Here is a 24,098-nt window from a genome sequence, read left to right as displayed (position 1 = left end):
TCCGTCTGATTCTTTGGAGAATGCCGTATGACCTTAAAATTCAACCACCATCATTTCTTCATCAATATTTCTTATCTGTAGCGCTCGACCGTGGCTGTCGACATAGGCTTTGAGCCAGTCGCCTACATGAGCGGGTCGATCAATCATCGTTTCTTGATCCACCGGGAGACGTATGGAGTCTCCGGCGTTGTCCGTGAGAAGATAGGCTGCGCCCTCAATTTTGGTGACTTGCCCCATGACGGTAAACGCAGAGGGCCAAGATGTCATCATATGCTGTTGTTTTTGTTGTTCAGCCAATGATCCGACCACAATGCCTTTCCCAAGACTTTCTTGGTCTGAATGTACCGTGTGAGCTGTTCTTGAACATCCATAGGCGAGAGTACTTGTGAGGATGCCGAGTAAGGCAAGTTTGTAGAGTCCTGTCATAATTGATCTCCCGTGGTCGTAAATTGAGTCGAGACAAAAGGTCTGCGAACCAGTCGTATTGTTATAGTCGTTCCAATTTACTTCCGTCTGTACAACGTGTGTTGTTGCGTTGTGTACATGATGTACATTCGGGTGGAAGTTATTTGGTTTCGCTATATTCTTTATTGTGGCAGACTTTTGGTCTTACGTGTAGGCTATAGCGAATCCGCAAATACATCAGTATGCTTGGACACGGTCGTTGGGCGACCCGGTTGTACCTGAAGGGTAATCGTTGTTGTGATCGTTCTGGCTACTCATATCTCCATTGCAGGTGTCCTTGGACACGGTTGTTGGGCGAACTATATGGGCCTGACGGGCAGGCATGGTTGCGGCCTGGCGGCTTCTTATGTCTCGATTACAGGTGTCCAAGTAAGGACTTTCAAGGCGATATTCAACGTGTCAAGAGTACGGAAGTTCATGGAATCGGCTATAACCGGAAATCATCTGATTATCGTGGTGTTACGGTAGGTTCCATGGGTAAGGCGTCTGATCGTGCAGACGTACTCTGAATCATTCAATACGCACTGTAGTGTAGGCAAACTATCTTTGAGTGGTGTGTGAGGTCGCGAGGTTTATTTCGCTCATCCGTGTCGAGGGACTGGAAGAAATTGGCGAATTGTCCACAGCTGTTCATTGAGAAGGGTGTTTGTGTTGAGAGAATCGTTCAAAATCTGTCTGGCTTTGTTGTGCTGAAAGCTAATTGCGAGTTGCTCAGGGGTGTGTCCATCCTTGTCTTGAATCGTAAGGTCGGCACCATGTTTGAGTAGAACTTTTATGACCTCGACATGTCCGAGTTGAGCCGCGCAATGGAGAGGCGTCATCCCAGAGGCATTTCTGGCTTCAACGTGCGCGCCATGCTGGAGCAACAGGTTCACCATATGAGTATGGCCCTCTTGTGCTGAAAGATGCAGCGGGGTCCATCCGTTATGGTATTGCGCATGGATATTGGCTTGGTATGTTAAGAGTGTTTTGGCAATAGTCAGATGATTATGCTGAGCCGCGATATGTAAAGGTGTGAACTCGTGTGTTCGACTGTTGAGCGTCGCGCCTTGTGTAAGCAGAAATGTTGTGACGTCCTCGTGTCCCTCTTGTACGGCAAGGTGCAGCGGGGTCCAGGTATCTTGGTATCGTGCTTGGAGGTCCGCGCCATGGTCGAGGAGGAGTTTGACGATAGAAAGGCGGCCCTGTTGGGCTGCAAAATGTAAGGGGGTTGCACCTTGTGCCGTTTTGGCGTTGACGTGTGCACCTTGTGTGAGCAATGAGTGAATGGTTTCAATATCTCCTGATTTCACGAACGGATGGAGCATTTCAGTGGAATTGAAAGAGGTGAAACGTATAAGCGTGAGGACAAGAGCCGATGCAATGAATAGGGTACGGAAGTTCCTTTTCAAAAATGCCCAGGTACGCGTTAATTGTTGATTCTTCATTGGGATGTCTTTGCACAGGACTGGTGAATGGTTCTGTGGTATCTCGAGTGTGAGATGTATGTATTGAATCAGATGGAACGTGGGTGAGAACAATTCCCCAAAAGGGGGGATCAGGGAAAATGAAACAGCAAGAGATGGGAATGAGATGCATACGACGGATTTTTTGATAATTGGTGGTGGGATAATCGGAGTAAGTATTGCACGTGAATTAAAGCGACGCTTTCACGATTCGTCTGTGACAGTTCTTGAAAAAGAGACGACGTCGGACCAGCATGCAAGTGGACGGAATAGCGGTGTCCTCCATGCCGGATTTTATTATACCCCCGATAGTTTAAAAGCTCAGTTTACAAAGGCAGGAAATGCCTTGCTGACCGCGTATTGTGAGGCTAAGCATTTACCGTTGAATCGTTGCGGAAAATTGGTTGTGGCGAAGGATAGCCATGATCATGCTGCGATGGATGTTCTGCTGGCCCGGGGCCGAGCGAATGAAATTGTGCTGGAAGACATTACCGAACGGCAGGCGAAAGACATTGAGCCTCGCGTGAAAACCTGTGAACGGGCTCTGTTTTCGCCAACGACTTCAACGGTAGATCCCGTAAAAGTCCTTCACGCGATTGTTGATGATGCTCAACGTGAAGGCATCAACATTCACTATCAAACGAGATATGAGAAGAAAACCGGGAAACAGATTCAGACATCACATGGAACGTATGAAGCCGGGTATGTCGTGAATGCTGCTGGTCTCTATGCGGATGTGATTGCCCGAGAGTTTGGTTTTTCTGATCGATATCTTATTCTTCCGTTCAAAGGGCTGTATCTGTATTCTGATGAGCCTGTAGGATCATTTCGTACGAATATCTATCCGGTCCCAGACTTGAAAAATCCATTCTTAGGTGTGCATGTGACGGTGAATGTTGAGGGACGATCGAAAATAGGTCCAACGGCCATTCCAGCATTTTGGCGGGAACAGTATCAAGGTATTGAGAATTTCAATATTGCCGAATTACTTGATTTACTCAAAAGACAAACGGGGTTATTGGTATCGTCCAATTTCGATTTTACTCGTTTGGCGTTTCAAGAACTCAGGAAATATTCTCGTCCACACTTGATTCGTTTGGCCTCATCGTTAGCTCATAACATTACGGTAGATGACTATACCAAGTGGGGAAGGCCAGGGATTCGAGCCCAGTTGATTGATGTCACGCACGGAACGTTAGAGATGGACTTTGTGTTAGAAGGTGATCGGACATCGATGCATGTCTTGAATGCCGTCTCACCTGGATTTACCTGTGCTATCCCATTTTCGAACCATGTCTGTGAGAAGATCGATCAGGCTCTCGTATAACATGGTCTCGGCCTCGGCTGTGTTGCTGGGATTAGAGAGTCAATGAGCGACGAGGGTTTTTGAGTCTTGCGATTGACCGAGTGGCGATTGTACAGACTCGGGTTGGGTTTTTACGTCATTGGCTTGCTGGATCAGATCAGACAGTAAGTGATGCCAGTGCTTTGTACTGGCCATGGCTTTATTAAAGAGAATACCTCCCTCCTTTGTCTCCATATCCAAAAAGCTAATCCTATGGATTGAAAGTTCTTGCTCAAGTGTTGCGACACACAGTTCAACTTTTTGATTGTGTGTGTTACTGCTTGAGATCGGCGCTTTGACTGGGTTAATCGCTCCCATCTGTTCCTGAAGTGTATTGGCCCGTACGGCATATTCCTGTGGATGTGTTCTCAGTGTTGATTGAATGATTGTCCCATTTTTTAGAATAAACGAGCCAGCAAGTTCCGTAAACTGAAGAAGTTGTGGGGGATGTGTGGTGGAATGAATGACGCAAATTGTTCGAGTTGACTCATTGAGCGCAATTCCGTGTTGTCCGGCCTGATCAAGGTACATTTGAGTGGGCGTAAATTGTGTCTCAGCGAATGTCGATGCAGGAAGAGAGGGAGGCGACGATGGCTGCTTGTTGCTTAAGTGTAAAAGACTAAAGCCTACTCCAAGCATGACGACAATCGTAAGGAAGATGATGGCGAATTCTATCATTTGGGATTTTGGGATAACCTCAGGCGAGTCAATAGGTTGGTGAGTATCGTGTTAGCGCATATTGAATGTAAAAAGATTGCAACGTCATATTGAGCGAAGGAGTGTCTCGTATCATTTGTTGCTAAAGTTTTTGGCAAGTGAAGGCCTTCCACGCCATTGGCGTGTTGCGTCGACGTTCTATGATGATGTCATGAAAGAAAAAGGGAACGGAAATGCTACAGATGCTTCATGGTCTCATGAATAATTTCGGCCAAATGACGAACGAACTTAATTGAATAGTAGAAGTCAAAATCATCTATAAAATTAATATGTTAGGTAGGGACTCCAGGTCTTCCATTAAGGTGTTTTTGATGTCGACGCTACGGTTGAAATGAAATGTCAACAAGGGTTGTCTGTGTCTGATGGGTGAGAGGACAAAGTTGAGGCTTGTTCGTTGAAGTTCTTGTGGGCGATTTGATAAGCTACGGCTCCTTTCTCCTGAAAAATCCGTTGTATACAGTCTCCAGTACGAACAAAAGGTAGGCATTATGGCGAACGTCAATAAGGTTTTGATTAGTGTGTCTGATAAAGCTGGTGTGGTGAATATCGCCAAAGGGTTGGTTGCTCTCGGGGCAGAAATTCTCTCGACTGGAGGGACGGCTCAGGCGTTGAGAGATGAAGGTGTTGCGGTAACGGATGTGTCGGCGTACACCGGGTCACCGGAAATTCTTGGTGGACGTGTGAAAACGCTCCACCCGAAGATACATGGTGGTTTGTTGGGGCGGCGGAAGTTGGATATTCACGTGAAGCAAATGAACGAACATGGCATTGATCCTATTGATGTGGTGATTGTGAATTTGTATCCCTTTGAAGCGACCATTGCGAAACCCGGATGCAGTTTTGAGGAAGCTATTGAAAATATTGATATCGGTGGTCCGTCGATGTTGAGATCGGCAGCCAAAAACCACGAAGATGTTCTGGTGATTGTTGACCCGGATGACTATGATCGAGTTCTTGATGCCTTGCAGACTGGAACGGTTTCGTTAGATTTGCGTCGGGAGCTGGCGAGAAAAGTATACAGTCATACTGCGCGTTATGATGGGCTTATCGCCGCGTATCTTGAGCAGCAAGCAAGCGAATCTCCAGATCTGAAATTTCCATCCCACCTGTCTTTACAGTACAAGAAAGTTCAAAATTTACGGTATGGAGAGAATCCACACCAACAAGGTGCCTTTTATCGTGAGGTGAATGCTCAGGAACCTTCAATTTCCAGAGCGCAACAACTTCATGGTAAAGCGATGTCCTATAACAATTATTTAGATGCGAATTCTGCTCTGGAATTAGTGAAAGAGTTTGATGACACGGCCGTGGTGATTGTGAAACATAACAATCCGTGCGGCGTGGCATTGGGGGCAACCGCAGTAGAAGCCTATGTTCGAGCGCGAGCAACAGACCCAACCTCGGCGTTTGGCGGAGTCATTGCGTGTAATCGTGTTGTCGATCTTGAGACGGCCAAAGAAGTGACGTCGACATTCGTTGAAGTGCTTGTGGCTCCAGGATTCCATGAGGATGCCCTGACTGAATTACGGCGGAAGAAGGATCTTCGGTTGCTTGATGTTGGCTCTCTTGATGTCAGTCAGCGAGAAGGATTTGATCTCAAGAAAGTGGTTGGTGGACTGTTAGTGCAAGACCGTGATCTTGGTACGCTCAAAGATCTTGGCGAGTTGAGTATTCCGACCAAACGTCAGCCGACCACCGAAGAGTTTGAAGCCTGTGACTTTGCGTGGAAGGTGTGTAAACACGTGAAATCAAACGCTATTGTTCTGGTTTCGGATAACCAAACCGTTGGAATCGGTGCCGGTCAAATGAGCCGGATTGATTCGGTGAAACTCTCTGAAATGAAGGCGGTCTTGCCGGTCAAAGGTACAGTTCTGGCGTCTGATGCCTTCTTTCCATTTCGAGATGGGCTTGATGCCGCGGCGAAAGTTGGTGCCACTGCAGTGATTCAGCCTGGCGGTTCGATACGGGATGAAGAAGTCATTAAGGCTGCCGATGAGCATGGGTTGGCCATGATTTTCACCGGCATGCGGCATTTTCGACATTAATGCCTGTTGACGCATGGGCATGATTGACCGATCATACCATCATACGTGCGAGGTAAAGTTGTGGTCATTGCTCACCTGGAATGTCCCATTGATTGCAATAGAACTTCGGTGTGTGAAATCTAGACTGACTGCCTTCGCAGTGTTGACGCCTTCACTATGAAAATTCTTGTCATTGGCAACGGCGGACGTGAGCATACCCTCGTCTGGAAATTAGCGCAATCTCCACGCGTGTCAGCGCTGTATTGTGCGCCGGGCAATGCCGGGATTCGTCAGTTGGCGACATGTGTGCCGATTAAAGCTGATGATCTTGCAGGATTAAAAAGCTTTGCACAAGAAAAGGAGATTGATCTCACGGTTGTGGGTCCTGAACTGCCGTTATCCCTTGGTATTGCCGATGAGTTCCGTAAGGCAAGGCTGCGGATATTCGGGCCGACACGAAATGCCGCATGCATCGAATCAAGCAAATCGTTCGCCAAAGATTTGCTGCTTCGCTGTCATGTGCCAACTCCCAAGGCCAAGACCTTTGATCAACTCGATCAAGCGCTCCAGTATATTGACGGTCATTCGGTTCCTCTTGTCGTCAAAGCCGATGGGCTAGCGCAAGGTAAAGGGGTCGTGATCGCACGTACCAAGGAAGAGGCCAATGACGCGGTGACGAAAATGCTCGAACAACGGCAGTTTGGTGAGGCCGGGCTGCGTGTGATGATTGAAGAGTTTCTTGAGGGCGAGGAACTGACGCTGATGGCGTTTGTCGATGGTCGAACCGTTATTCCCATGATTGCGGCTCAGGACCATAAGCATGTGGGTGAAGGTGATACCGGTCCGAATACCGGTGGAATGGGAGCCTATGCTCCTGCCCCAATTGCAACGGACGCCTTACGCCAACGGATTGTTCGAGACATTCTCAACCCTGTGGTTGAGGGGCTATCGCGTGTTGGAAGTCCATACTATGGTGTGCTCTATGCTGGGTTGATGATTCATCGAGGGGAACCCTATGTCTTGGAGTTTAATGCGCGATTTGGCGATCCGGAGACTCAAGTTGTATTGCCGTTGCTCAAGACAGATTTAGTCGATGTGCTCGAAGCCGTGGTAGAGCATCGATTAGACCAAATTCCTATTGAATGGCATGATGACGCGGCTGTGTGCGTGGTGCTTGCGTCCTACGGGTATCCAGGGCCTTATCAAACAGGATTGCCAATTTCTGGTTTATCTGCTCTTAATCATGCGAACGACTTGGTAGCCTTTCATGCCGGGACTGCCACCCAAGGGAATGATGTTGTCACGAACGGGGGGCGGGTCTTGGGAGTTACGGCTGTGGGACCAAACTTACAGTCTGCTAGAAATCGCGTCTATGAGGCTGTGAATTTAATCACTTTCGATGGCCAGTATCATCGACGCGATATTGCGCATCGTGCTGTGCCAACGCCCTAATCTTCGAAGGTCTATAGCGAAACCAAATAACTTCCAACCGAGGTTGCCCAACGAACCCCGCACGATACAACGTGAACATAAGGAAGGTTATGCCCGCCTGGATGACCGGCAGACGATTGACGGTTCAATAACGAGAGGTCAATCAGTATTCAATGGGGTGACCTGTAGATTCGGCATAACTGGAACGGCTATAGGCGTGGCGACCGTCCTTCATATTCCTCAAACACTCACGTCAGACATTCTCGAGACCGCATCGCAGTGTATTCTTCACGATGGCGTATTAGCGGTTGCGACTGAAAGTACGTATGCCTTTGCTGCTGGGGCCAAGCATCCTCGAGCGATTGACCGCATTGTACAGATGAAGGGTGATCGGCAGACCAAGCCAATGTTGTTGCTCGTCAGTTCGAAAGCGCAGGTGCTTCAGGTCGTTTCGGCTTTGTCGTCTACTGCAGAATTTTTAATGGATCGATTTTGGCCTGGACCGTTGACCCTTATTTTGCCTGCTGCTCCAGACCTTCCAGGTTCTCTCACCGCTGGTTCGGAAACGATTGGTGTTCGACAGCCTTCTCAACCTCAACTTCTTCAACTTCTTGCGTCGACTGGCCCATTAACCGGAACTAGCGCCAATCGTTCCGGGCTATCTCCTGCAACAACTTCGGAGGAGATTATGCGAGAGTTTGCTGAAGAAGTTGATATGATTTTGGATAGTGGACCTTCACCGGGAGGCTTCCCTTCCACGCTTCTTGATGTAGTCGATGACATCCGTGTGCGACGGCACGGTCCTATCACGGTGGAGCGCCTTGACGATGCGCTTTCCCATCTCGGTCAGCGATGTCAGGATCATTCCTCGCGAAGTTGATGTGTGACCTCTGCGATAGATAGGAATGGAGTGGTGAGTAATTGCTTTGCCGTCTCAATAGAAAACGCCAGGTCTTTTGGGCGAATTAATCCTGACTCATCAATCGTTGCCATGTGAATATTTGGGGTGGCGGCGCGTCCCAAAAGCTTGAGAATAGCGAGGCCAAACTCCCAGCGGTTGAGTGTTTCCGGTCCAGCCAAGTGAAGAATTCCCTGGAAATCCAATGTGCTCAATTCAAGAAGAGCCGCGGCAAGCGTATGCACCCAAATTGGTGATCGTCGTTCGTCAGTAAACAGACGGATTGGCTCTCCTGTGTCCATGCCATGAACCAGCCAACGAGTTTGATGATCAAGCGGGTCGATGCCATACATCAGTGAGGAACGAATGATCGTCGCGGTTGGACATTGATGGCTGACAATCTGTTCAGCCTCTGTTTTGGCTTTCCCGTATGGATGAAGAGGATTCGGAATATCTGTTTCCTGGTAAGGGGCACGTGTGCCATCAAAGACCAGGTCTGTTGAGAGATGCAAGAGTTTGATCGAGTGTTGATGCGCGATTGACGAAAGATGGCGAGCTGCCGGTACAATCGCATCAATTTCCTCTGTACTCTTGTTTGAGCAGGCCGTATGAATGATGCAGTCAGGTTTGATTAATGTGATGAGATCGTGGACGTGATCATTCTTGCTCACATCACATTGATGGAATTGGGCTGGCGATGCAGCTGGAGGCGTAGTTTGATAATACGTTGCATAGGTCGTCCATGACTGTGCAGCTTGAATAAGATGGGATCCTAAATACCCTGTTCCGCCTGTGATAAGTAGCGTTGGTGACATCTTTCTGGCTCCGATCGTTCGTTATCGTCCATTTCCTATCGTATGAGGGAGTACATGTCGATTGTTTGCTTGTGCCTACGGTCCCCTCTTTCGTACAATTTCTTATAACCTCTTCTGTTGAAATAATGGCCACATGCGACATAAGGAATTGCCATGATTGATTTACGAAGCGATACAGTCACAAAACCATCACCGGCGATGCGTGAAGTCATGGCTCAGGCTGATGTCGGTGATGATGTGTACGGAGAAGATCCGACCGTGAATCGACTTGAACGCATGGCGGCGGGGCTTCTCGGAAAAGATGCTGGTTTGTTCGTACCATCCGGGGTCATGGGGAATCAACTCTGCATACGATTACATACGCGTCCGGGGGATGAAGTTATTGTCGAAAGTCTGTCGCATATCATCCGCTATGAAGGTGGGTCCGCATCTTCGTTGTCTGGGGTGCAACTCAGGTGTGTGCCAGGAGTTCGAGGGATTTTGGCAGCCCAAGACGTGAAAGCTGTGATTCGGAAGCCCGATATTCATAATCCTTCAACAAGCTTGTTGTGCATCGAGCAAACTCATAACTGTGGGGGAGGGACTGTTTATCCTTTGTCGACCATTCACGAATTAGCCGAGGTTGCGCGATCCCATGGATTGGCCTTGCATTTAGATGGGGCTCGGCTTTTTAACGCGGTTGCGGCGACTGGAATCTCGGCTGCAGAATATGCACGTCCGTTTGGTACCGTTTCATTTTGTCTCTCCAAAGCGTTGGGGGCGCCGGTTGGTTCACTCATTGTGTCTGATGGCGAGCACATGACCGCACTTCGTCGGTTACGGAAGATGTTTGGAGGAGGGATGCGTCAAGTAGGTATACTTGCGGCCGCAGGGATCTATGCGTTGGAACATCATGTGGGACGATTACGCGAGGATCATCAACACGCCAAGCAATTGGCGCAAGTCTTATCAGAAATACCTGGCGTGCAGTGTAATCCTGCCGAGGTTGAGACCAATATGGTGCTGTTTCATGTTGAGGAGAAACTTGGGACCACCGATGAATTACTGGCTCAGTGTCGAGAAGCCGGGGTGTTGCTGAACGCCGTGGGAGACCGATCGTTTCGTGTCGTGACGCATTTGGACGTGTCCACTGAAGACATAGAAGACGCTGGTCGAATGTTCACAAAAGCGTTTTTTCCCTCTCACGTACGTTGACACCCTACGAACCCCCTTCCTACAATTTACTCCTTAACCATTCATGATGATGCAAGGAGCCGATACACGTGAAGAACATGCAAGCCGTGTCCTTTCAGCAAATTACACAAATTTTAGAGTTAACGGATGGATTACAACTTTCACGGGAATGGGTGGAGATACCGCTTTCTCCCGCAAGTCCGGGGACGGTCAAAAAACTTCCCAACGGAAAGTTAGAGGTTGTGGTCGATGCTGATATCCCCTTTGATGAATGGTTTCCGACTCTCAATGAAAAAATTCAGGCGGTCATGCAGGAATAGAAAGCAGAGAATGGTGCAGTTCAAACGTGAATTGGTGAATTGACGGAATGACTGATCAGTTGCTCGAGAAGATTGTGACGTAAAAGAAAGATGGTATTGATGGCGGTTCGAGATCGGGATTGGCCTGGGTATACAAGTTGGTATTGTTGTCAAGAGTGTGGTCGTCTCTGGACCTTTCAAGGGAGCGATGTTATCGCGCTTGATCTGAGTTGTGCCCTAGGCCCAGCTCAAGCAGGTGAGGGAGTGCCTTGTCGAACCTGTACGATATGCGAGGGAACCTGTCAGGCGCCAGCTGCAGAAATCTAGCTTCCCTCCTAATCGCATTTGATTGTGTCTGCCTTCTTACTAGCATGATTTCGTGAACCCCAAAGGTCGTAGAACGCATCAATGTGTGATGGAGAAGAATTGATGGGCCAGGGTACTCTGGATCAAGTGTCTTCGAATTCTTAGTAAGAGGCGTGACGGGTTTTGACCTCATTCTGAGGCCACGGCCACGGCCTTTCCCTTCATGTCCGATTCACCTTCTTTGCCTTTGACTTTTTCAACCGACCATTCCTTTGGGGTAATTGTGAGCAAGTGGCCTTTGAGTGTATAAAACTCTCCCTGAGGTATTTCTATGTGCCCACCGTCTTTTAGATGTAAGTCAAGGACGGTCTTCCCCGACTCTTTTTTGGTCAAGAGAAATCGTTTGGCGCTTTTCACTAGATCATAAGCTCCTTGCTCATTAATCACCATTGAGCTGCGTTCAACCTTGGCATGGAGCTTCCCGACTGAATCGAAAATAGCGAAATTGACGCCAAGTGGTCCCTCTGGTTTTCGTAACAGTAGTTCAATTTGCGGTAATCCCTCAATTTCAATGATACCATCGGAATTACGATACCAATGTGGTCCAACCTTGACATCCATACGCCCATTCTCCTTCTTCTGGAAAGTGTACTAGAATAATTGCGAGAGGTGAAATATATGATGATGCGAGCGGATTGAACTGATAACCCTCACCATCAAACGACACATGATGATCCGATTCTTCTCTATTTTTTTTTAATACGATTCAATATAAGGGCGATGCATCCTCCAAGAAGCCCTCCCCCCACTATAGGTGGGACTAACTCCACTAATTTGACGTCCCAGATGGGTTCTTGGGTCACCATCAAGTCTCGCATGCCTCCTTGGATCATGATGACGGCTAAGGCCATCATGGCGCCAACCAGAAACCACCATCGAAAGATTTTAAAAGACTGCATGGGTGTTGGTCTATACCGTTATGGGACGATCAAATGTCCGATATTGAATTGCTTCCGCGACGTGTGAGGGAGCAATGCTTTCAGATTCGGCTAAATCAGCAATAGTCCGTGCCACTCGGAGAATACGGCCAAAAGCCCGTGCTGAAAGCCCAAGCTGGGAAACAGCACGTTCTAACAGGTTCTGCCCTGTCGGATCAATCTTGCAGTACTGTTGAAGGTGGCGAGGTTTGAGCTGGGCATTGCTGAATAGCCTGTCTTGTTGATAGCGGAGAATTTGACGCTGGCGGGCAGCAGAGACACGTTGCCGAATGTCGGCGGATGTTTCCCCTGTTGCAGTTTTTGATAAATCACCGACCGGAACAGCCGGAACATCCAATTGAATATCCAATCGGTCGCGTAATGGGCCGGAAAGCCGTGACCGGTAGCGACGAATTTGATAGGGCGTACACAGGCATTCATGACTACGATCACCAAGATATCCGCAGGGGCACGGGTTCATCGCCGCGATAAGCATCACGTGTGCGGGGTAGGTGAGTGTTGCATTTACGCGAGTTAAGGTGACGGTCCCATTTTCTAATGGTTGCCGAAGCCCATCGAGTACCGACCGTTTAAATTCCAGTACTTCATCTAAAAATAGTACACCGTGATGAGCGAGTGAGACTTCACCCGGCCTGGGAATTGTCCCTCCGCCTATCAGCCCGGCATCTGAGATATTATGGTGCGGAGCTCGAAACGGACGAGACGTCATGAGTGGAGAATGAGAACTCAACGTGCCGGCAATACTATGAACTTGACTGGATTCGAGACGTTCCTGCATCTGCATAGGAGCAAGAATTCCTGGTACTCGTTGAGCGAGCATGGTTTTCCCCGACCCTGGTGGGCCGACCATGAGGATATTGTGTCCACCGGCGGCAGCGACCTCAAGTGCGCGTTTGGCATGCAATTGTCCTTTGACATCGGCAAAGTCGTCGTCCAATAGGGTTTCGAAGCATTGAGGCAGCTGTATGTCGTGATGAGTAGGTGCGAGCTTGACGGAACCATTTAAAAACTCAACCACTTCTGGCAGTGTGTGAACGCCATACACTGTGACATCTTCGATGACGGCGGCTTCTTCGGCATTTTCAACTGGAAGCAGCAAGGGATGGGATTTGCGGCACACCATTCCGATTGAGAGCGCACCCGTTACAGGTTTGATACGTCCATCGAGAGAGAGCTCACCGACAAAGACAAATTGCTCAACTGTTTCTGGTGACAGTATGCCTTCCGCCACCAGCATGGCGATGGCGATCCCAAGTTCAAGCCCGGCTCCTTCTTTTTTGATGCCGGCTGGCGCCAGATTCACGGTGATCTTTTTGGGGGGAAATTTAAATCCGGTATTCTTGAGTGCCGCCCGTACGCGATCGCGGCTTTCGCGCACTGTGGTGTCGGGTAATCCTACAATAGAAAATTGAGGCAGCCCTCCTCCGATATCGACTTCCACTTCGATTAAATGCGCCTCTAATCCCCACAATCCAGCGCTCAACACCTTAGCTAACACCATTTTCTCCTTGCGTTTTGGTCACCAAAACAGTGAGTTCTTGAGAGAGAGTATAGGAATGCATTTTCATTTTTTTCAATGAAGGAAATATCTACTACGTACTTCCATCATTACTCTTTAGAGGGGGTAATGCGAGTGCTGAACGATATGAGGCGAAATTCTCTGGGGGTATGCGGATGGTTTGACCGATAGGTATTCGATGTCGTATTGGCCTTTAATTCGAGACTGACTCTTATTGTAATGTGATATGCCTATTCATTCAAAACGTTTTGGGGTCCGATGGATTTTATTTCCAGTAAAGTGTCCACAGCTTGGGCAATTGATGCAGAAGGGGGTCAGGTCGTCATTCCAATCTGAATGTATACGATCTTCAGAAACATCGTCGTCGGGCCAATCGTCTGGGTAGCCTTCTCTTGTCATCTTGTGCCTGCAAGTTGAGTTTTTGCATTCGATGACACTGAGGACGCGTTTGTGCATTTCATCCATTGTTCGACTCCTTGCTAAAGCCGCTACTCGTATCGCGAACTTCGTTTCATGCCCTCAAATATGCTAGCTCACAGAGTCGTTTGTCTCACTCGCAATTGTCCTATTCGGTTTGAATAGGGAGAGGGGAAAGGATTGAGGCAGCTCTTGTTGCTATGCATGAGCGGTTGTGCCATGACGTCCTATATTGTGGGCCAAGCAGAAAGCGCTTTGGTATCTGACTACGCGTACTATGCTTTTTTCTGTTGATGCTTTTCCCGTATGGCATTGGCTCGAGATTCCAGTGGCTCGGCTTCTTTATCTCGGTTGTGTTGCTTGAGGTAACTGGCATAATTTCTGAGCGTTCGCTCTAAGAGTGGGTGATCACTTCCTTTTGTTTTTTCAATCATGGTGATGGTGTGTTGAAACAGTTCTTCGGCTTTTTGTGTGTGATTTTGAATGGCATACACCAGGGCGAGGTTATTGAGAATTCTCGCGAGTCGTGGATCTTCATTCCCTAATTTTTTCTCAAGGTTTTTTCGAGCACGTTCAAGCAGTGTTTGCGCTTTATCATATTGTTGTTGCGCATGATACAGTGAGGCGAGTTGACTCAAGCTTGCGGCTACTTGCGGGCTGTCTGGTCCTAAGGCTTTTTCATAGATGTCAAGAATTCGTTTCAGCAGCGTTTCGGCTTGTGCATAATCTTTTTGCTCATTGTACAGTAAGGCCAAATTGTTCAAACTTCCGGTGAGTCGTGGGTTATCGGCTCCCATGGATTCTTCATTAATGGCAATAGCTTGTTTGAGGAGAGCTTCTGCTTCGCTCAGACGTTTCTGGGTTTGGTAGAGAAGCGCTAAATTATTGAGGTGTGGAACTAAATTAGTACTGTTCGGTCCTGAAACTTTTTCAATGATACCGAGGGCACGTTTGAGATGGGGTTCGGCTTCCTCATACTCGTGTTGCCGAGCGTGGAGGCCTGCAAGGTTTTTAAGATCATTGACTAAATCTTTATGATCTTTTCCAAGTTCCTGCTCTCTCATCTGAATGGCTTGTTTGAACAATGGTTGGGCCGCGCCGTACTGTTCTTGCGCATAATGCACGGCCCCTAAGTTACTCAGGGTCGATGCGAGGTCGAGTTGATGCGACGTTGGGTCTTGTTTGTAGATTTCGACGATTTTGGTTAAAAAGTGCTCAGCTTTCGCATATTCACCTTGAGCGTCATGGAGGATAGCCAGCTTGTTTAAGCTCTTGGCTATACGAGGGTCTTGGCCATCTTTTTTCTGAGCTTCCTTGAGTGCGGCTGTGTATTCTTTTTCGGCATCTGAGAATTTACTTTGCTGGAGGAGTTGATCACCCTTCTGCGTATATTCATCCCACACCGTGGCTTCTTCTGTGCACCCTTGTCCGATCGTGAGAATAAGGCATAAGCCGAGTATCCAATGCCTGAATGACTTCTGTGGTCCGGTTGATTGTGGTGCTGAATTGCTCATTGTTTTTTGGTGCATCCTCTTTGTTAGCGATATTGGAGAATAGTATAAAACAAGATTGTACTTCACGGCTTTCATGGTTGTCAGTTCACGCGAAAAATCTCTCGTCATTAGATGTTGTGAAAAAGGTCTGTTTGCTGAGGGCCGGGTCGTTGAAATGTGTGGGGAACAGGGTGATCAGCGTGTGAGTGATAGCCGAGTTGTTTGCAACTCAGTTGAAAAAGTTGTTCGATCATGCGCCAGGTTGCTCCGTGGCCATTTTGGCGAGCAAAAAAATTTTCTTCTGAAAATGATCCATTCCGTAACTCTTTTAAGCGATTCAGGATTTTCTCGATACGATCTGGAAATTGTTTCGTCATTCGTTCAATGAAGACAGGCTCGACATTTCCGTTAAGACGGAGGAGGCTGTAGGTTGCGGCGGTGGCTCCGGCGTCACGAGCTTTCCTGAGGATGGCAGGAATATCCTGTTCATTAAGGCCGGGAATGATTGGGGCAAGGGAGACGGCGGTTGGGATGCCTATTCGGGAAAGCTGTTCCATCGCTTCGAATCTGCGAGAGATTGAGGGGGCTTGAGGTTCAACTTTTCGAGCTGTCTCATTTTTGGCAAAAGGGATGCTGAAATACACACGAAGCCAGGCTTCTTTCTGCAGCTGCTGAAGAATATCCTGGTCTTGAATAATGAGGGGTGATTTCGTAATGATTCCTACGGGATTTTTATACGATTGGCAAACGTCGAGGCAGGCTCTGGTGAGTCGATAGGTGGCCTCTAGTGGTTGATAGCAATCGGTATTACCGGAAAAAACAATCAGCTCTCCTTTCCAGGACCGTGTATTCAAGGTGCTTCTGAGTAACTCTGGTGCATTGGTCTTGACCACGAGTTTCGCGTCAAAGTCGGTGCCTGCGCCAAATCCCCAATATTCATGAGTTGGCCTGGCATAACAATACGCACATGCATGGAAGCACCCTCGGTAGGGGGTGAGGCTCCATCGGAAGGGCAGGTCTGGGCTTTCGTTGCGACTGAGGATACTTTTTGCTTGTTCGTGGTACACGGTGATGCTCGTCTGACTTATCGGGTCGAGAATTTCCCGCTGTTCAGAAAGAAACCGATTGGCTGGATTAGAAATGACTTTCATGGATGAACTGATACGTATTTTTTCGGTTTCATAGGATGCAGAAAATTTTGCATTTTAAGTGTTGTGAATAGTATAGGTATGAGTCGTTCATAGCTTGAACGTCTCTTGGTTTCTGTGACATCAAGTAGAAAACTATATGAGTGAGTATTCTTTTCTGCTCGTAGGTTGAACCTTTTTCTTGTGTCCAGAAGAACACAGATTGTTGCTCAAAAACAATCTATGGAAGGCGATACGCATACACGGAAACAGATATGTCAGTCTTTGAATCAGCAGTCAATCATAAAGAGAGTTAGCTACAGTCTTTTCTCGCATTCCTTCGTCATTATGACCTTGCCGAATTTATGCAGCTTAGTATTTAAGGCATTTCCTTGTTTGGTTATATGAATTCTTGTAGACTTCTTCCAGGGTAAGCATTTGTTGATTGAGGTCTTTCTTCCCTGCCCCGAAGCTCGTTTTAGACAGTGCGAATGTATTGGCTCATAGACATGACTCTTCATGAGAGTCATGCAAGACCGTGTATTAGTGTGCGCCTCGAATTTTCAAGTTCGTAAACACCTATAATCGTTAAGAAAATATACCTTGCCCCCGTAGCTCAGGTGGATAGAGCAGCGGTTTCCTAAACCGGAGGTCGGACGTTCAAATCGTCTCGGGGGCACCATTTCCTGTATGCATGCATTGTATTTTGGAAGTTTTCTTGACAGGTTTCACTGACCCAACTCATCGTACTGACTATGAAGCCACTGTATGAGTTTATGTACGGATGAGGAGCATTGTCCGCCATTTTTTACCTACAAGCAGTGAATTGTGTTCGACAAAAGGATAAGTTTCTACCTACGGTGTCGATATTTTTCAATTTCTCATATAAATCTTTCGTTAAAGAATTCGTAGTGAGGTAACCGAAGGGAGAGTTAGTAAAGAGGTCTATTCTAATCGTTCTGATGTTTCATGTTGATTGCATAATAATAGCGAGTTTTAAGGAATATTTGCGCTCCATGCAGGTATTGGATTGAATAATGGTATCTGTATTGCAGTGTTGCTTAGAACGATGTCGGGAGCAAAAGGTGATGTAGGAGGGTTTGGCTTTTTGAAATGACCGTGGGACTAAATACGGCGATTGTAGAAATTCGTGATAAGGTATGGTCTTGAGAGGTATCACTCTTTCTACTAATATAGTATACTTTTAGAATTGTGAGCTTCCAGACTTTTGGCTTCAATTTCCTAAGTATAAATGCTTTATTTTTAAGCTGAAATCATAAAGCGATGACTAAGGTTATTGCAAGCTGATCAGTGTTTTAGGGAATCGTGTTTGGGTTGTAGATAGTGAGAGAGTGCATAGGGTGGATTACACGGACATTTGTTATACCACTGATCTATCAATAGAAATCGCTTAAATGAGGATGCTTGATATAGGTATTCTCGTAGGGACGAGGTGAGATTATGAGGGTTTGCAGAGGCAAAGGTGGATCCGTCGTGCTGATATTTCTGGTGTTCGCCCTGTGCGCTGGTATAGGGATAGGCCATGCTCAGGATCCTGCTCCTGACCCAGAAAAACGAGCAGAAAAGAGGGCCTTAATCGTCACAGAGGAATATATTATTGGTCCTGAAGATGTTCTGGAAATTAGTGTATGGAAAAATACGGATTTATCTCGAGAAGTGGTCGTGAGGCCTGATGGGCGTATTACCTTACCCTTGATTGGAGACGTGAAGGCTGTTGGTCGAACCACGCAGGAACTTCGAGAGGAAATTACTGAGCGGTTGAGTGCATACAAGGAAAGTCCTACCATTGCCATTGTTGTCAAGGCTGTGAATAGTTACTACTACTATGTTCAAGGTGCCACCGGGACGAGCGGGAAGCTTCCACTCCTCAGTCGAACGACGCTGGTTCAAGCCATTACCTTAGCCGGTGGGTTAACACCCGATGCCGTGCGGAGTCGCATTGTCATTTTTCGTATTGGGGTCAATGGCGATGGATCGGATAAGCTTATTGTCAATTATGACGATATTATTCTTCGTGGTGCAGAAAATGTAGTTGTCAAACCTGGCGATACGATTGTTGTGCCTTCAGAAACCATGGTGTTGTTGCCGTGAGTTTTCAATGAATTCAAAATTTTCTGGATAGGTGGTGGAATACATGACCCGATGCAAGCGTCAGCTCTTTGTCCTGTTCGCTGTTCTTTTTTCTTGTCTGCTCCTTGGTTGTCCGAGACCCGATGTCATTGTTCCTCCCGGACCTCCGGAAGAAGGGTTTCTTCTGGGTCCTGAAGATGTGTTGGATGTAGTTGTGTGGAAGAATGAAGATCTTTCTAAGGAAGTGGTCATTCGTCCGGATGGGAAAGTTTCACTACCGTTGATTGGAGATGTTCCTGCTGCAGGCCTAACAGCGGATCAGCTTGCTGAAGAAATTGAAGAACGGTACAAAGCGTTTAAAGAAAATCCAGCTGTGTCTGTGAACGTGATTGAAGTAAATAGCTATTACGTCTTTGTTGTTGGTGAGGTCAACACTCCTGGGAAACTTCAGATGAAATCCTACACGACAATTTTGCAGGCGGTCTCTCTCGCGGGAGGTTTCACGCAATTTGCCTCTCAAAATGATATTCGAATTATCAGAAATGTCTTGAATGGTGATGGGAAAGTCAAAGAATTACGGATTCCCGTTAGATATGACGATCTTATTTCTGATGATGGGGCGGCGTACAATGTGACACTACAATCAGGGGATACCATTGTTGTTCCCTAACACATAAGCAGTCAAAGGGCCAAGGCTCATTGACGGTATGTCACATGGTAGTTTTTTCTAAGTCTATTTATGAACAACAGTGAGTACTTTTTATATTTAAGGGGACGATACGTCTTGTAACTCGTATGGAATCAGGAAATATTTCAAATTCAAGTAGTGCCAGTGGTGGCGATAACCTCATGATTCAGGTCTATCTGGAGGAACTTCTGGATATTGCCATTCGCCGGAAGTGGTTGATCATCACTATCGTCCTTATTTGTGTCGTTGCATCTGGTGTTTTTGCATGGAATCAACCTGAAATCTATCGTTCCAGTACAACCATCTTAGTGGAACATCAAAAAATTCCTGGGAACATCGTGCGTCCCATGGTTGATGATGGGGTGGCTGAACGAGTGTCGACCATCACGCAGCGAGTTCTCAGCCGGACCAGTCTGCAAAAAGTGATTGAAGAGCTGAATTTATACCCCGAAATAATTAAGAAAGATGGATATGACACTGTGATTGCAGCTCTGGCTAAAAATGTCACATTAGAGACTAAGGGGTCTCGAGGCCGCCTGGAGTCGTTTACGATTTCATTCGCGCATGGCGATCCTATGACTGCGATGAAGGTGACGGCCAAAATTGCTTCTCAATACATCGATCAAAATTTAAAAATTCGCGAACAATTTGTCGAAGGCGCGTCTGAGTTTCTCAACCAGGAGTTAGATATTGCTCGGAAGGAATTAGATGCGAAGGAAAAACTGTTAAGTGAATTTAAATTAAAACATGTAGGTCAGCTGCCTGGGCAACTGACCACAAATCTTCGAAGTTTAGATCGGCTCCAAGCAGAAAAGGAATCCATTCAGGAATCCTTGAATAATCTGAGTACGAGAGTCGAATTGACGAAAAAGTCCATTCGTGATTATGAAGCCATGGCTGGAACGATGGCGGATATGTCCAGTTTTAATCCAACTGGAGCAACCGGTGCTCCCATGGCCGATCCGCTCGTACAACGTTTGGGGCTCATGAAGGAAGACTTGGCCAAGATGTTGGTGGAATATACCGAGTCTTATCCCGATGTCATTTCCTTAAAAAATCATATCAAACGACTTGAATCAGAAATTGCTGAGCGAGATGCGCTTGGCATGGGTGGAGAAGATCCTCTTAGTGAAGATTTCCTGGCTGAAGGTTTGGGTGATACGTCTCAAAAGTTCGATCCGTATCTTCAAGATTTAATCAACACCCAAGCTGAACTCAAAATGCAAATACAAACGCTCAGGTCTCGGAGCAAAAACATTGATGCTGACATGTCGAAACACCAGAAGAATATTGAAGTTACGCCACAATATGAACAAGAGTTACTCGTTTTGCAGCGTGACTATGCCAATATGCGCGAAAATTATCAGCGGTTGCATGAAAAACAACTCAATTCTCGAATCTCCGAAAATTTAGAAAAACGCCAAAAAGCTGAACGATTCCGAATCCTCGATCCTGCGAATTTGCCAACACTGCCGGAAGGTCCTCCGCGATACCTTATTGTTCTTGCAGGATTTGTGGTTGGGTGTGGCCTTGGATATGGTTTGGCATTTATCCTGGAGCAATGGAAACCAACATTTCGTCGTTCTGAAGATGCGGAGGTCTCCATTGGCCTGCCTATTCTTGCAACGATTCCGAGTTTTCAAATTGCTTACGGAAAGTCATTCAAGAGTCTACCCCATACCCCATCGGAATTTAGCTCGGGGCATCGTGCCGATGGTAGTCTGAGTCCTCAATACTTACCGCAGGGATTTCCAGTAAAAACAACAAATGGGAAATCTGGCAGTCATTCTAAAAATGGATTTCCTCAAGAGCTTGGACTTGTCGCAAAGTGGAGGCCTGGCTCTATTGTGGCTGAGCAATTTCGAGTGGCCGCGACAAGGCTCAATCTTATGCATTCGACTCAAGAAAGTACGGTTGTGCTTGTCACAAGTTCCATGAAAGGGGAAGGGAAAACCTCAACGGTTGCAAATCTTGCTTACACGTTAGCAAATGATCTGAATGAACCGACGCTCGTCATTGATTGTGATTTTAAACGTCCGGCCGTGCATGAACTCATGTCCATATCGAGTGAGCCGGGACTAGCCGAATACTTTCATGGGGAAGAACCACTTGAAGCGTGTATGCATCAAGTCTCTGACGGTCCGCTTTGGATCCTTACTGTTGGAAATATCAAGGAGTTTCCTGTTCCGCTTTCTAAGTTTCCACAGCTAGCGTCGGTGATTGAATCCTTAAAGCCTCGGTTTCGCTATATTCTTTTAGATGCGCCGCCCATTCTCCCCTTGGCAGATATTAATGCGTTGACCGGTCTGGCTGAAATCCTTCTCTTTGTGGTTCGATCTGGAAGTACACCGAAAGATGTTGTGATGAAAGCCACCGATATGTTGAAGACGACGGCTCAGGCTCGTTTAGTATTGACAGATGCCTGGTCGCAAGGGATGCCATATTATGTGCGACAAGGGTACGAGGTGCCTTATGCCATTGGCGAAAGAGGATGATTGATTCTCATTTAGGTGATCTTCCACATGTTATGTCAGAGCAGGTTGGATTCATTGAGCGGCTCTTTGAAGTCTTAGGGCTCCGAAGAAGAGTCTTAATCCTTGGTGATGGAGGATTAGCAAGTAACCTTGCCAGAGTATTGGTCACCAATGGGAAAAGCCGATTTGATGTGGTTGGATTTTTATCGAAGAACATTGCCTCTGTCAGTACGTCCTCTTCCATTCCGCCAGTCATTGGGACAATTGATCAACTGTTTGAAGTGACTGAAAATCATCGTGTGCAGACCATTGCTGTCTGTTTTGAAGATCGTCGTGGAACGATGCCGTTAGACGCCTTGCTGGATATTAAATCCTTGGGTGTTGAGGTCGTTGATGGTCATCGAATGTATGAGGCAGAGTGCGGACGACTCAGTATTGATGAGCTGAAACCGAGTTTTTTGATTTTCTCACAAGGATTTCGGCGCAAGCCTGTTGTGATGGTTCTCAAACGGTTAGTTGACGTTTTAGGAGCAGCATTCGGCCTGCTTTTTCTGGCTCCGCTTCTTCTTCTTATTGCGATCATCGTCAAGCTTGATTCGCAAGGGCCTGTTTTTTACCGACAGACTCGTGTTGGGCTTCATGGGTATCCCTATGTACTCCGAAAGTTTCGTTCAATGCGGCATAATGCTGAAGATGATGGTGTTAGGTGGGCTTCCGTTTCAGATGATCGTGTAACGAGGGTAGGGTATTGGTTGAGGCGATTGCGGCTTGATGAATTGCCGCAGTTTATTAATGTCTTGAAGGGTGAGATGAGTCTTGTGGGGCCAAGGCCTGAACGCCCTCATTTTGTGCAAGAGCTTCGGACATTTATTCCGTTTTATGACCTTCGTCATACCGTGCGCCCTGGGATTACAGGGTGGGCTCAGACATGCTTTCAGTATGCGGCATCATTAGAAGACTCACATATGAAGTTGCAATACGATCTTTATTATGTGAAAAATCTTTCACTATGGCTTGATGTTCGGATATTGCTTCGGACCTTTCATGTTGTTCTACTTGGGACAGGGGCGCGATAAGGGATATTGACGGAGTATAAAATATGATTCATAGTTTAAGCTTTGACATTGAAGAACACTTTCAAGTAGCGGCTTTCGATTGCCCTGCACGACGTCGCCATTGGGAGGTCCTTCAAAGCCGAGTTGAAAAGAGTACCGATACCATTCTTGCTCTGCTTGATTCAGCGAACGTGAAAGCCACGATGTTTATTTTGGGATGGGTGGCTGAGCGACACCCAGAGATGGTGAAGCGTATTGCCAATGCCGGACATGAAATTGCCTGTCATGGTTATTCGCATGAACTTATTTCCGTCCAGAATCCAGCAACATTTCGTGAGGATATACGACGTGCCAAAAAAGTTCTTGAAGATATCACCGGACGGGCTGTTCTTGGCTATCGTGCTCCAACGTTTTCAATTACAAAGGAGACAACATGGGCCTTGCCGATTCTTGTAGAGGAGGGGTTTCTTTACGATTCAAGTATCGTTCCAGCTATGCATGATTCCTACGGAATTCTTGATGCGAGTCCGCGCGTTCATTCCCTCGATACGGGATCAGGGATGCTCTGGGAGGTGCCGCCTTCTACTTGTAAGGTTGGGTGGATGCGGATTCCCGTGGGGGGAGGGGGCTATTTTCGTCTTTTCCCATATTCAATGTTTCGTTGGTTCCTTCATAAAGTTGAACGAGAAGGTCACCCCTTGGTCATGTATTTTCATCCATGGGAACTTGACCCTGAACAGCCAAAGATGAACGGTTCGCTTCTTTCTAAGTTTCGTCATTATGTCAACCTCCAGAAAACACAAAAACGAATGACGTGGCTTCTTGAGGATTTTCAATTTTCGCCAATTCGTGAAGCCCTACCTTCTTTTTCTTCTTCTTTAGGGCCGTATCCAGGCTCCGGCCAACAACATGAAGAGCTTGAGTCATGTGCGAGTCTTCCTAGTCATTCAGACTCAGCCAATAGCTATACGCCTAAATAGGCATTGTCTTGCCTGTCGTTGTGTGAATAATCTTCCTTCCCAGTGTCCCTAGTATTTACGAGAGATTCGACTCTCAATCCTTTCCCGTACAGCTATGGATTGTGGGCAATGAACAGTTGGAGAATCGATGCTTCAACATATGTATGAAATTGCTTGAAAATTGGGTCTTCTGGTATTTCGAGGAAAAGTGTTATAGGGTAAGTGGTATTTCTCGAAGTTCAATCAGCGTAAGGTGAATTTTTCAAAAAACGCATCTCTCATCGGTAGTACATGCCTGTCGCTCATATGTCGCAACTGTGATTATCATGTGGTGTGAATTTGACTCGAAGTTATGTGGT

General features: G+C 47.0%; 20 protein-coding genes and 1 tRNA gene. 12 read left to right on the top strand and 9 right to left on the bottom strand.

Features of this window, described 5'->3' with window-relative positions; genetic code table 11:
- Positions 1-33: 33 nt before the first annotated feature.
- Positions 34-426, bottom strand: coding sequence for a hypothetical protein (locus ACWHX8_RS14570; protein WP_447968857.1), 393 nt, complete (start codon positions 424-426; stop codon positions 34-36).
- A 620-nt stretch (positions 427-1,046) separates the two neighbouring features.
- Positions 1,047-1,892: an ankyrin repeat domain-containing protein gene (locus ACWHX8_RS14565; protein WP_447968856.1), complete on the bottom strand. Its 846-nt coding sequence runs from the start codon at positions 1,890-1,892 to the stop codon at positions 1,047-1,049.
- A 145-nt stretch (positions 1,893-2,037) separates the two neighbouring features.
- Between ACWHX8_RS14565 and lhgO the strand changes: the two genes are divergently transcribed.
- On the top strand, positions 2,038-3,237 hold the full coding sequence (gene lhgO, locus ACWHX8_RS14560; RefSeq protein WP_447968855.1) for an L-2-hydroxyglutarate oxidase: 1,200 nt from the start codon (positions 2,038-2,040) through the stop codon (positions 3,235-3,237).
- A 39-nt stretch (positions 3,238-3,276) separates the two neighbouring features.
- On the opposite strand, the gene ACWHX8_RS14555 is transcribed toward lhgO, so the two are convergent.
- Positions 3,277-3,894 carry a hypothetical protein gene (locus ACWHX8_RS14555; protein ID WP_447968854.1) on the bottom strand — a complete coding sequence of 206 codons (618 nt, stop codon included), beginning with the start codon at positions 3,892-3,894 and terminating at the stop codon, positions 3,277-3,279.
- A gap of 566 nt (positions 3,895-4,460) precedes the next feature.
- On the opposite strand from ACWHX8_RS14555, the gene purH reads away from it, so the two are divergent.
- The 3 genes from purH (at position 4,461) to ACWHX8_RS14540 (ending at position 8,307) form a co-directional block, all read left to right on the top strand.
- Entirely contained in the window at positions 4,461-6,017 is a 1,557-nt protein-coding gene (gene purH / locus ACWHX8_RS14550; protein ID WP_447968853.1) for a bifunctional phosphoribosylaminoimidazolecarboxamide formyltransferase/IMP cyclohydrolase, read from the top strand.
- Between the two features lie 156 nt (positions 6,018-6,173).
- The gene (gene purD / locus ACWHX8_RS14545) at positions 6,174-7,448 is read left to right on the top strand and encodes a phosphoribosylamine--glycine ligase (protein ID WP_447968852.1); all 1,275 of its coding nucleotides are present in this window, start codon (positions 6,174-6,176) and stop codon (positions 7,446-7,448) included.
- Positions 7,396-8,307, top strand: coding sequence for an L-threonylcarbamoyladenylate synthase (locus ACWHX8_RS14540; protein WP_447968851.1), 912 nt, complete (start codon positions 7,396-7,398; stop codon positions 8,305-8,307). Before purD ends, ACWHX8_RS14540 begins: the two co-directional genes overlap by 53 nt.
- Here ACWHX8_RS14540 and ACWHX8_RS14535 read toward each other — a convergent pair.
- Entirely contained in the window at positions 8,289-9,140 is an 852-nt protein-coding gene (locus tag ACWHX8_RS14535) for an SDR family oxidoreductase (RefSeq protein ID WP_447968850.1), read from the bottom strand. The genes ACWHX8_RS14540 and ACWHX8_RS14535 overlap by 19 nt on opposite strands.
- A 153-nt stretch (positions 9,141-9,293) precedes the next feature.
- Here ACWHX8_RS14535 and ACWHX8_RS14530 point away from each other — a divergent pair, with 153 nt between their 5' ends.
- Both ACWHX8_RS14530 and ACWHX8_RS14525 read left to right on the top strand, forming a co-directional pair.
- Positions 9,294-10,334, top strand: coding sequence for a threonine aldolase family protein (locus ACWHX8_RS14530; protein WP_447968849.1), 1,041 nt, complete (start codon positions 9,294-9,296; stop codon positions 10,332-10,334).
- Positions 10,335-10,402: 68 nt separating this feature from the next.
- Positions 10,403-10,633: a hypothetical protein gene (locus tag ACWHX8_RS14525; RefSeq protein WP_447968848.1), complete on the top strand. Its 231-nt coding sequence runs from the start codon at positions 10,403-10,405 to the stop codon at positions 10,631-10,633.
- A gap of 474 nt (positions 10,634-11,107) precedes the next feature.
- Here the strand turns inward: ACWHX8_RS14525 and ACWHX8_RS14520 are convergent, their stop codons facing one another.
- From ACWHX8_RS14520 to ACWHX8_RS14500, 5 genes are all read right to left on the bottom strand, one after another.
- Positions 11,108-11,539 (bottom strand): hypothetical protein, encoded by a 432-nt coding sequence (locus tag ACWHX8_RS14520; RefSeq protein ID WP_447968847.1) that lies wholly within the window; start codon positions 11,537-11,539, stop codon positions 11,108-11,110.
- Positions 11,540-11,664: 125 nt separating this feature from the next.
- Complete coding sequence (locus ACWHX8_RS14515) at positions 11,665-11,877, bottom strand: hypothetical protein (RefSeq protein WP_447968846.1); 213 nt, start codon at positions 11,875-11,877, stop codon at positions 11,665-11,667.
- Between the two features lie 10 nt (positions 11,878-11,887).
- Positions 11,888-13,417, bottom strand: a complete 1,530-nt coding sequence (locus ACWHX8_RS14510) for a YifB family Mg chelatase-like AAA ATPase (protein ID WP_447968845.1) — start codon at positions 13,415-13,417, stop codon at positions 11,888-11,890.
- Between the two features lie 710 nt (positions 13,418-14,127).
- The gene (locus ACWHX8_RS14505) at positions 14,128-15,366 is read right to left on the bottom strand and encodes a tetratricopeptide repeat protein (RefSeq protein WP_447968844.1); all 1,239 of its coding nucleotides are present in this window, start codon (positions 15,364-15,366) and stop codon (positions 14,128-14,130) included.
- 107 nt (positions 15,367-15,473) lie between these two features.
- Positions 15,474-16,496: a PA0069 family radical SAM protein gene (locus ACWHX8_RS14500; RefSeq protein WP_447968843.1), complete on the bottom strand. Its 1,023-nt coding sequence runs from the start codon at positions 16,494-16,496 to the stop codon at positions 15,474-15,476.
- Between the two features lie 581 nt (positions 16,497-17,077).
- Here ACWHX8_RS14500 and ACWHX8_RS14495 point away from each other — a divergent pair.
- The 6 genes from ACWHX8_RS14495 (at position 17,078) to ACWHX8_RS14470 (ending at position 23,760) form a co-directional block, all read left to right on the top strand.
- Positions 17,078-17,154 (top strand) — tRNA-Arg (locus tag ACWHX8_RS14495).
- Between the two features lie 779 nt (positions 17,155-17,933).
- The gene (locus ACWHX8_RS14490; RefSeq protein WP_447968842.1) at positions 17,934-18,584 is read left to right on the top strand and encodes a polysaccharide biosynthesis/export family protein; all 651 of its coding nucleotides are present in this window, start codon (positions 17,934-17,936) and stop codon (positions 18,582-18,584) included.
- A 43-nt stretch (positions 18,585-18,627) separates the two neighbouring features.
- Positions 18,628-19,233, top strand: a complete 606-nt coding sequence (locus tag ACWHX8_RS14485) for a polysaccharide biosynthesis/export family protein (RefSeq protein WP_447968841.1) — start codon at positions 18,628-18,630, stop codon at positions 19,231-19,233.
- Between the two features lie 179 nt (positions 19,234-19,412).
- The gene (locus ACWHX8_RS14480; protein ID WP_447968840.1) at positions 19,413-21,746 is read left to right on the top strand and encodes an XrtA system polysaccharide chain length determinant; all 2,334 of its coding nucleotides are present in this window, start codon (positions 19,413-19,415) and stop codon (positions 21,744-21,746) included.
- The gene (locus tag ACWHX8_RS14475; RefSeq protein WP_447968839.1) at positions 21,743-22,801 is read left to right on the top strand and encodes a TIGR03013 family XrtA/PEP-CTERM system glycosyltransferase; all 1,059 of its coding nucleotides are present in this window, start codon (positions 21,743-21,745) and stop codon (positions 22,799-22,801) included. The genes ACWHX8_RS14480 and ACWHX8_RS14475 overlap by 4 nt, the downstream gene beginning before the upstream one ends.
- 23 nt (positions 22,802-22,824) lie before the next feature.
- Entirely contained in the window at positions 22,825-23,760 is a 936-nt protein-coding gene (locus tag ACWHX8_RS14470) for an XrtA system polysaccharide deacetylase (protein ID WP_447968838.1), read from the top strand.
- The last annotated feature ends 338 nt before the right edge of the window (positions 23,761-24,098 follow it).

Source organism: Nitrospira sp. M1, assembly GCF_965152605.1.
This window is presented reverse-complemented; position numbering and strand designations above follow the sequence as displayed.